This is a genomic window from Dietzia sp. B19 (assembly GCF_014145155.1).
Taxonomy (GTDB): domain Bacteria; phylum Actinomycetota; class Actinomycetes; order Mycobacteriales; family Mycobacteriaceae; genus Dietzia; species Dietzia natronolimnaea.
In genome coordinates this window covers 1-7312 of sequence record NZ_JAALED010000352.1, presented here as the reverse complement: position 1 = coordinate 7312, position 7312 = coordinate 1, and the positions used below count along the sequence as shown (strand labels likewise).

8 protein-coding genes are annotated in these 7312 nt (G+C 69.8%); 4 read left to right on the top strand and 4 right to left on the bottom strand.

Annotated elements, in window-relative coordinates; translation table 11 throughout:
• On the bottom strand, positions 1 to 369 hold a 369-nt coding region (locus G6020_RS10560), incomplete at its 3' end, for an alpha/beta hydrolase (protein ID WP_347238355.1).
• A 270-nt stretch (positions 370 to 639) separates the two neighbouring features.
• On the opposite strand from G6020_RS10560, the gene G6020_RS10555 reads away from it, so the two are divergent.
• The 4 genes from G6020_RS10555 (at position 640) to G6020_RS17085 (ending at position 4307) form a co-directional block, all read left to right on the top strand.
• Entirely contained in the window at positions 640 to 945 is a 306-nt protein-coding gene (locus tag G6020_RS10555; protein ID WP_277815267.1) for a transglycosylase family protein, read from the top strand.
• A gap of 193 nt (positions 946 to 1138) precedes the next feature.
• Entirely contained in the window at positions 1139 to 2476 is a 1338-nt protein-coding gene (locus G6020_RS10550; RefSeq protein ID WP_182610594.1) for an MFS transporter, read from the top strand.
• Between the two features lie 91 nt (positions 2477 to 2567).
• Positions 2568 to 3065, top strand: a complete 498-nt coding sequence (locus G6020_RS10545; protein WP_346034869.1) for a glutathione peroxidase — start codon at positions 2568 to 2570, stop codon at positions 3063 to 3065.
• A 582-nt stretch (positions 3066 to 3647) separates the two neighbouring features.
• The gene (locus G6020_RS17085) at positions 3648 to 4307 is read left to right on the top strand and encodes an alpha/beta hydrolase family protein (RefSeq protein WP_347238354.1); all 660 of its coding nucleotides are present in this window, start codon (positions 3648 to 3650) and stop codon (positions 4305 to 4307) included.
• 160 nt (positions 4308 to 4467) lie between these two features.
• Here G6020_RS17085 and leuA read toward each other — a convergent pair whose 3' ends face one another.
• The 3 genes from leuA to G6020_RS10525 all read right to left on the bottom strand — a co-directional run.
• Positions 4468 to 6330, bottom strand: coding sequence for a 2-isopropylmalate synthase (gene leuA, locus G6020_RS10535; protein WP_182610592.1), 1863 nt, complete (start codon positions 6328 to 6330; stop codon positions 4468 to 4470).
• Positions 6331 to 6486: 156 nt separating this feature from the next.
• Positions 6487 to 6924, bottom strand: coding sequence for a GNAT family N-acetyltransferase (locus tag G6020_RS10530; RefSeq protein ID WP_179524341.1), 438 nt, complete (start codon positions 6922 to 6924; stop codon positions 6487 to 6489).
• 73 nt (positions 6925 to 6997) lie between these two features.
• The coding region (locus tag G6020_RS10525) for a trypsin-like serine protease (RefSeq protein WP_182610591.1) at positions 6998 to 7312 on the bottom strand (315 nt) is incomplete at its 5' end.

The window sequence follows — 7312 nt, the reverse complement described above, 5'->3', positions numbered from 1 at the left end:
CAGCGCGAACGCCCCTCCACCCGACCAGGCCGAGACGGCGAACCGCGCCACCCCCAGCTCGTCGGCGACCGCCAGGACGTCCCGCGCGACCCCGCCCGGGCTGATCGGCCCGGGGTCGGACAGGCCGTAACCGGGGCGATCGACGCCGATCACCCGTACGCCCGCCCGTTCGGCGAGGTCCGAGCCGAAGTCCATCTCGAGACGCGAGCCCGGGGTGCCGTGGAAGTGGATCACCGGTTGCCCGGCGGGGTCCCCGCACTCGTGCACGGCGATGCGCCGCCCGTCGACGCGGATCATGTGATCGGACATGACGCCGAGCCTATGGGTCGGGAGCGCGACGCGGGACGACGGCGAGGTGAGCCATCTCACCGCAGGGCCCGGCGGTCGCGGTGTCGCACCGAACCGACCCTGTGAGCAGCGCCGATCCCCGTGGGGGTCCCGACTCCCGCCGTCCGAGCCCGACCCGGATCACCCGGTTTCGCCGCGCCGGGGTTGCGTCGCCCCCGTACCCCGCTCGTAGGGTCGTCCGCCGTCCCCGTCGATGGTCGACGGCCGATGCTGGACACCCGATGCACGACACGAGACCTCAGGAGGTCACGAGAGATGCAGAAGAAGCTCGTCCGAACCCTGACCGGCGCGATGCTCGCAGGCGGTATCGCCGCGGGTGGAGCCTCGCTGGCGGCCCCCGCCGCCTCCGCCGCGCCCGCGAGCGCCTGGGACCAGGTGGCCCAGTGTGAGTCCGGCGGCGACTGGCACATCAACACCGGCAACGGATACTTCGGCGGTCTGCAGTTCGCCGCCCAGACGTGGAGCGGCTTCGGTGGCGGCGAGTACGCCCCGACCGCCGACCAGGCCACCCGCGAGCAGCAGATCGACATCGGCGAGCGCGTCCTCGCCGGACAGGGGCCGGGCGCGTGGCCCAACTGTGGTGGCCCGCTGGCCTGAGCGACGTCCGCCGGCGGCGCCATCGATAAGAGCGTTCCGCACACCCGCTTCTCGGGCGATGTGTGCGGGACGCTCTTATCGATGCGGGAGCACCGATGCTCGGCGACGGGAGCATCCATCCTCGGCGATGCGGGAGCACCGATACTCAGGCGCCCCGACCGCAGTGGCCGGCGGCGATTAGGCTCTCCAGACCGTGACCGCCGCCGAGACCGTCTACTCCGCCCTCGTGACCCGCGAGCACTCCCGCGGGACCGACCTCCCGGAGCAGGTGGAGCGCGACGTCCCCCGCAACGGCCTGCGGTTGGTGGCGGCCAACACCCTCCAGTCCTCGGGCGACCAGACGGTCAACGCGTCCACCGTGCTGCCGTGGCTGTTCCACGCCCTCGGGGTCCCCGCTGCGTTGGTCGGTCTGCTGGTGCCCATCAGGGAGTCGGGGTCGATGCTGCCCCAGGTGCTGCTCACGCCGCTCGTCCTGCGGGTCACCCACCGCAAGTGGGTCTTCGTCACGGGGGCCGGGGTCCAGGCCGCGGCGGTCGTGGTGATGGCCGGCATCGCCGCACTCGGCCACGGCACGGCCGCGGGGGTGGGGATCCTGGGCGCGTTGGTGGTGTTCTCGCTGGGGCGGTGCCTGTGCTCGATCGCCTCCAAGGACGTCCAGGGCCGCACCATCCCCTCGGGCGAGCGGGGCCAGATCATCGGGCTCGCCACCTCTGCGGCCGGGATCGTGGCCGTCACCCTGGGCCTGGCGATCCGTGCGTTCGGCGGCGACGATCTGGGCCCCGGCGACCTCGCCCTGTTGCTGGCCGGTGGCGCCGTGCTGTGGGTGCTCTCGGCGCTAGTCTACGCGCGGGTCACCGAGCCCGCGGGAGAGGCCGCCGCCGGGGCCGCCGATCACCAGGACGGCGACGGCGGCGGATCCTGGTTCGCCGAGGCGGCCCGGATGCTCCGCGAGGACCGGACGTTCCGCAGGTTCGTCACCGTGCGTGGCCTGATCCTCGTGTCGTCGCTGAGTCCGCCGTTCATCGTGTCGATGTCCGTCGCGGCGGGCACCGGGGCACTGGCCGGGCTCGGCGGGTTCATCCTCGCCTCCGGGATCGCCTCACTCGTCGGGGGGCGGATCTTCGGCCGGCTCGCCGACCGGTCCAGTCGTCGGCTCATGGCGTGGGCGGCCGCCGCCGCCTCGATCGTGGCGCTGGGTTTCGTGGTGGCCGTCTCGCTCCCCGGCGTCGACGGCTCGTCCGCGCTGGGGACCGTGTTCTTCGTGGGCGGATACTTCCTGCTCACGTTGTTGCACTCCGGGGTCCGCGTGGGGCGCAAGACCTATGTCGTGGACGTGGCCGAGGGCGACCTGCGGACGACCTACGTCGCGGTCTCCAACTCGGCCATGGGGATCATCCTGCTCGTGGTGGGCGGCATCAGTTCGGTCATCGCGCTGGCGGGGGTCGAGTGGGCGCTGGTCTTCCTGGCGATCCTGGGGTTGATCGGTGCGGTGTCGGCACTGAGAATGCCCGAGGCGTCGGCGGCCCGGTGATGCCGGGTGCGTGAGCGGCCCGGAGTGTGGAAGCCTCGGGACGGACGGCGGGTGAAGCCCGCCGGTCATGACGACGACGAGGAGACGCGCCGTGCCCGATGACAATGTCACCCTCACGGATTTCCGAGCAGGCCTGCTCGATGGGAGCGAGAAGGATCTGGCCGACTACGCCGGTCAGGTCGTCTTGGTGGTCAACACCGCCAGCAAATGCGGGTTCACCCCCCAGTACAAGGGGTTGCAGAAGCTGTACGAGGAGTACCGCGACCAGGGCTTCGTGGTGTTGGGCTTCCCGTGTGACCAGTTCGCGCACCAGGAGCCGGGCACCGACGAGGAGATCGGGTCGTTCTGTGAGCGCAACTTCGGGGTGGAGTTCCCGCTGTTCTCGAAGATCGAGGTCAACGGATCGGGCACCCACCCGCTGTACCGCTGGCTCAAGTCGCAGGAATCCGGTCTGCTGGGCGGTCGGATCTCGTGGAACTTCACCAAGTTCCTCATCGGGCGTGACGGCACCGTGGTGGGTCGGTTCGGCCCCAACCGTAAGCCTGAGGACCTGCGCAAGGCCGTCGAGGAGGCGTTGCGGGAGTCGTGAGGCCGTGCGGTGAGTGGGCCGATTCAAGTTGCTGCGGCTAAGGTTCTTAAGTCATCACTGAGAACTCTGGAGCCGTATGGCTGTCGGAATGCCCCGATTCGCCGCCACCGCCACCGCCGGCGCGCTGGCCCTCGCCCTGACCCTCGGTTCGGTCGCCCCGGCCGGAGCGCAGCTCGGCAGCATCGACCCGGCCACGTTGGGGCCGGACGATCTGGAGACCATCATCGAGGCCGTGGGTTCCGTCCCTCTGGGCTCGACCGCCGGTTCGCTCGGGTCGGTGGGCTCCGCGGACATCCCGCTCGGTGAGGGATCCTCTGCCCCCATCGGGACGCCCTCCCCGGTCGATCCGAGCATCACCGAGACCGAGTTCCGGGGAGTCGAGCGCACGCGGGGGGAGTATCAGTACTGGATCGTCGCCTCGGAATCGATGCAGCGCGAGATCACCGTCGAGGTGGTCCCGTCCCGGGGTGAGGGCGCCGCTCCGGTGCTCTACATGCTCGACGGCGTCGGCGCCCCGGTGAGCAGCACCGGGTGGAACCACCAGGGCCAGATCGAGGATCGGCTCGCGGACGAGGACGTCACGTGGTCAATCCCGCCGGCGCGTTCGCCTCGTACTACACCGACTGGGAGCAGCCGGACCCGGTCCTGGGCAACAACAAGTGGGAGACCTTCCTCACCGAGGAGCTGCCGGGCGTCGTGGCCGAGCAGCTCGAGACGAGCGGCAGGAACGGGATCGGGGGGATCTCGATGGGCGGCCAGGCGGCCATGCACCTGGCCGCCACGCACCCCGGGCTCCACGACGCCGTGATGTCCTTCAGCGGCTACTACTCCACGATGGACGCGCTCGGTTACCAGACCGTCCGGCTCAGCGTGGAGACCCGCGGTGGCCAGGTGGACAACATGTGGGGTCCGCACCGAAGCGGGCGCTGGGCGGAGAACGACACCATCTCTCACCCGGAGGGACTGCGTGGCAAGGCCGTCTACTTCTCGTCCGGCAGTGGCGAGATCGGCCCGGAGGACCTGCAGGAGTACGGCGGCGGCGCGGACGTCCAGAACCTGCTCATCGGACTGGTCCTGGAGAAGGGCGTGCGCGAGGGCACCGAGGCCTTCGAGAGGGCGCTCGACCGCGCGAACGTCGACCACCGGGTGGACTACTCCGACACGGGGCTGCACAACTGGCCGAACTTCCTCAAGAACTTCGAGGCCGGCTGGGAGCACATCAAGCCCGCTCTCGAGGACTGACCCCCGCCCCAGCGCCCTCGCGATGGCCCCATGTTCGCCCCGGCGCCCTCGCGCTCGCTCCCATCATCGATAAGACCGTTCCGCGCACCCCCTTCTCGGGCGATGTGTGCGGAACGCTCTTCTCGACGGGGCCGGCCCCCGGGGGAGCAGCCCCCAGGCGTCAGGGGGCCCAGGTCCGGGCGCCCACGGTGCTGCCCACTGTCTCGTCGGGGACCACGGCCTCGTCGGCGTACGCGCGGTTCACGGCCGAGACCACGGCGCGCAGTGTCGCGGTGGTGATGGAACCGGCCCGGCCGACGCCCCAGAACACCCGGTTGCCGAACTGCACCTCGACGTACGCCGCCGCGGTGGCGTCGTCGCCGGCGGTCATGGCGTGCTCCGAGTAATCGAGGATGCGCACCTCGTCGTCGAACATCTCGTTGAGCGCAGCGACGAACGCCGCCAGGGGACCGTTACCGGACCCGGTCAGCTCCTTGGTCTCGCCCTTCCACTTGACCACGGCGTCGATCGAGTCCACACCGTCGTCGGTCTCGGCGGGAACGAGGTGCTGCGACATGCGCTCCATGGGTGAGACGCGGTCCAGGTACTCCAGCGAGAAGATGTCCCACATCTGCTTGGGCGTGACCTCGCCACCCTCGGAATCGGTGACGTTCTGCACCAGGGCGGAGAACTCCATCTGCAGGCGCCGCGGCAGCTGCAGGCCGTAGTCGCTCTTCATGATGTAGGCCACGCCGCCCTTGCCGGACTGCGAGTTCACGCGGATCACGGCCTCGTAGGTGCGGCCCTCGTCCTTGGGATCCACGGGCAGGTAGGGGACCTCCCACGTGATGTCGGTGATGTCCTCGCCCTGCGCGTCGGCCTCGACCTGCAGTGCGTCGAAGCCCTTGTTGATCGCGTCCTGGTGCGAGCCCGAGAAGGCGGTGAAGACCAGGTCGCCGCCGTAGGGGTGACGCTCGGGTACGCGCAGCTGGTTGGCGTACTCGACGGTGCGGCGGATCTCGTCCATGTCCGAGAAGTTGATCTGCGGGTCGACGCCGCGGGTGAGCAGGTTCATGCCCAGCGTCACCAGGCAGACGTTGCCGGTGCGCTCGCCGTTGCCGAACAGGCAGCCCTCGATGCGGTCGGCGCCGGCCTGGAAGGCCAGCTCGGCGGCGGCCACGCCGGTGCCACGGTCGTTGTGCGGGTGTAGCGACAGGATCGTGGAGTCGCGGCGCGCCAGATTGCGGTGCATCCACTCGATCTGGTCGGCGTACACGTTGGGCGTGGCCATCTCGACCGTCGCGGGCAGGTTGAGGATGATCGGGTTCTCCGGAGTGGCGCCCACGACCTCGGTGACGGCGTCGCAGACCTCCTTGGAGAACGCGAGCTCGGTGCCGGTGAACGACTCGGGCGAGTACTCCCAGCGCCAGTTGGTGTCCGGGTAGTCCTTCGCGATGGCGGTCACCAGCTCGGCGGCGTCGGTGGCGATCTTCTTGATCGCGTCGCGGTCCTTACGGAAAACGACCTTGCGCTGCAGGATCGAGGTCGAGTTGTAGAAGTGCACGATCACGTTGGACGCGCCTTCGCACGCCTCGAACGTGCGGCGGATCAGGTCCTCCCGGCACTGCACCAGCACCTGGATGGTGACGTCGGAGGGGATCGCCTCGTCCTCGATGATCTCGCGGACGAAGTCGTAGTCGGTCTGCGAGGCAGACGGGAACCCGACCTCGATCTCCTTGTAACCCATGCGGACCAGCAGTTCGAACATCCGGCGCTTGCGGGCCGGGCTCATGGGGTCGATCAGCGCCTGGTTGCCGTCGCGCAGATCCACGGCGCACCACTGGGGCGCGTGGGTGATGACCTTGTCCGGCCAGGTGCGGTCGGGCAGCGAGACGTCCTCGACCTCCTCCGCGAAGGGCCGGTACCGGTGGGCCGGCATCGAGGAGCCCTTCTGTCGGTTCCACGACGGTTGGTCGGGGCGTCCGGGCTTGGAGGGGGGAGTGATGGTCGACGACGACGAGACGAATGCGTCAGCGGGATTCATTGCGGGGCTCTACTTCCGTGGATTCGATCTGTGGGGATCGGACCGGCGCGACGAGATCCCGCGACGGGGAGCCGGTCCGCCTCAGCGGGCCCCGCCGCGGCACCCAAGAAGGAGCACGCGCTGCATGGGGGTCACGATACACGGTTCCGCAGGGTCTCACGGAATCGGGATGACGAAGGTTGTGGACCCCGTGGTCGCTTCCGGCGGGGAGAGCGGGGAGTCGGCGCCCAGCTCCTGGTCGTGGTGCATCGACCCCCACAGTCTGCGACAGCCGGCCTCCTCGGCGATGCCGAGCGCCTTGTCCACCAGTTGATGGGCGATCCCGCGGCCACGCAGCGGTTCGCTCACCCGGATCCCGTAGACGAACAGGTCCGGGCTGGCGCCCAGGTAACCGGTCTCCACCGCCACCAACATGCCCACCGGGACCTCGTCCTGCAGCGCCAGCAACAGCAGGTTGGATCCGTTGTCGAGGAAGTCCCGGGTCCACTCCGCGGTGGGCGGGTAGCTGAACAGGTCGTCGGCGGTCAGCACCAGATCGAGGTCGCCGCGCGAGGCGCGACGGATCACGAGCTCCGGCTGCTCCGGCGAGGTCATCTGTTCAGTGTGACAAATACGCGGGCGGTCCGGTGCACGTGAGTGACGGCCGGGTGCGACCGGTACCTCGTCGTCATCGGTTGGCGATCATCCAGTCGATCCAACCGTTCTGGAACGGGACCGACTCGTACCAGGCCGGATTGGTGCCGTCGGGCTGGCGTCGTGCGTGGTCGGAACCGGAATGGATGCCCACCAGCAGGTCGCCGTGGAAGACGGGCCCGCCGGAGTCCCCGGCCCCGTATCCGCCCTGGATGGTGTGGGACCGGCCGATGCGGGATCCGCCCCGCGGCTCCATCCGCTCGAGGCGGGTGAGTCCGGTGCGCAGCTCCGCGGCGCGCTGACCGCCGGGCGAGGTGGCGCCGAAGCCGTGGAACCGCAGCACGTCGCC

Coding starts and splice junctions, on each gene's coding strand:
- G6020_RS10555 (WP_277815267.1), top strand. CDS start 640: ATGCTCGCAGGCGGTATCGCCGCGGGTGGAGCCTCGCTGGCGGCCCCC.
- leuA (WP_182610592.1), bottom strand. CDS start 6,330: ATGAATCCCGCTGACGCATTCGTCTCGTCGTCGTCGACCATCACTCCC.
- G6020_RS10530 (WP_179524341.1), bottom strand. CDS start 6,924: ATGACCTCGCCGGAGCAGCCGGAGCTCGTGATCCGTCGCGCCTCGCGC.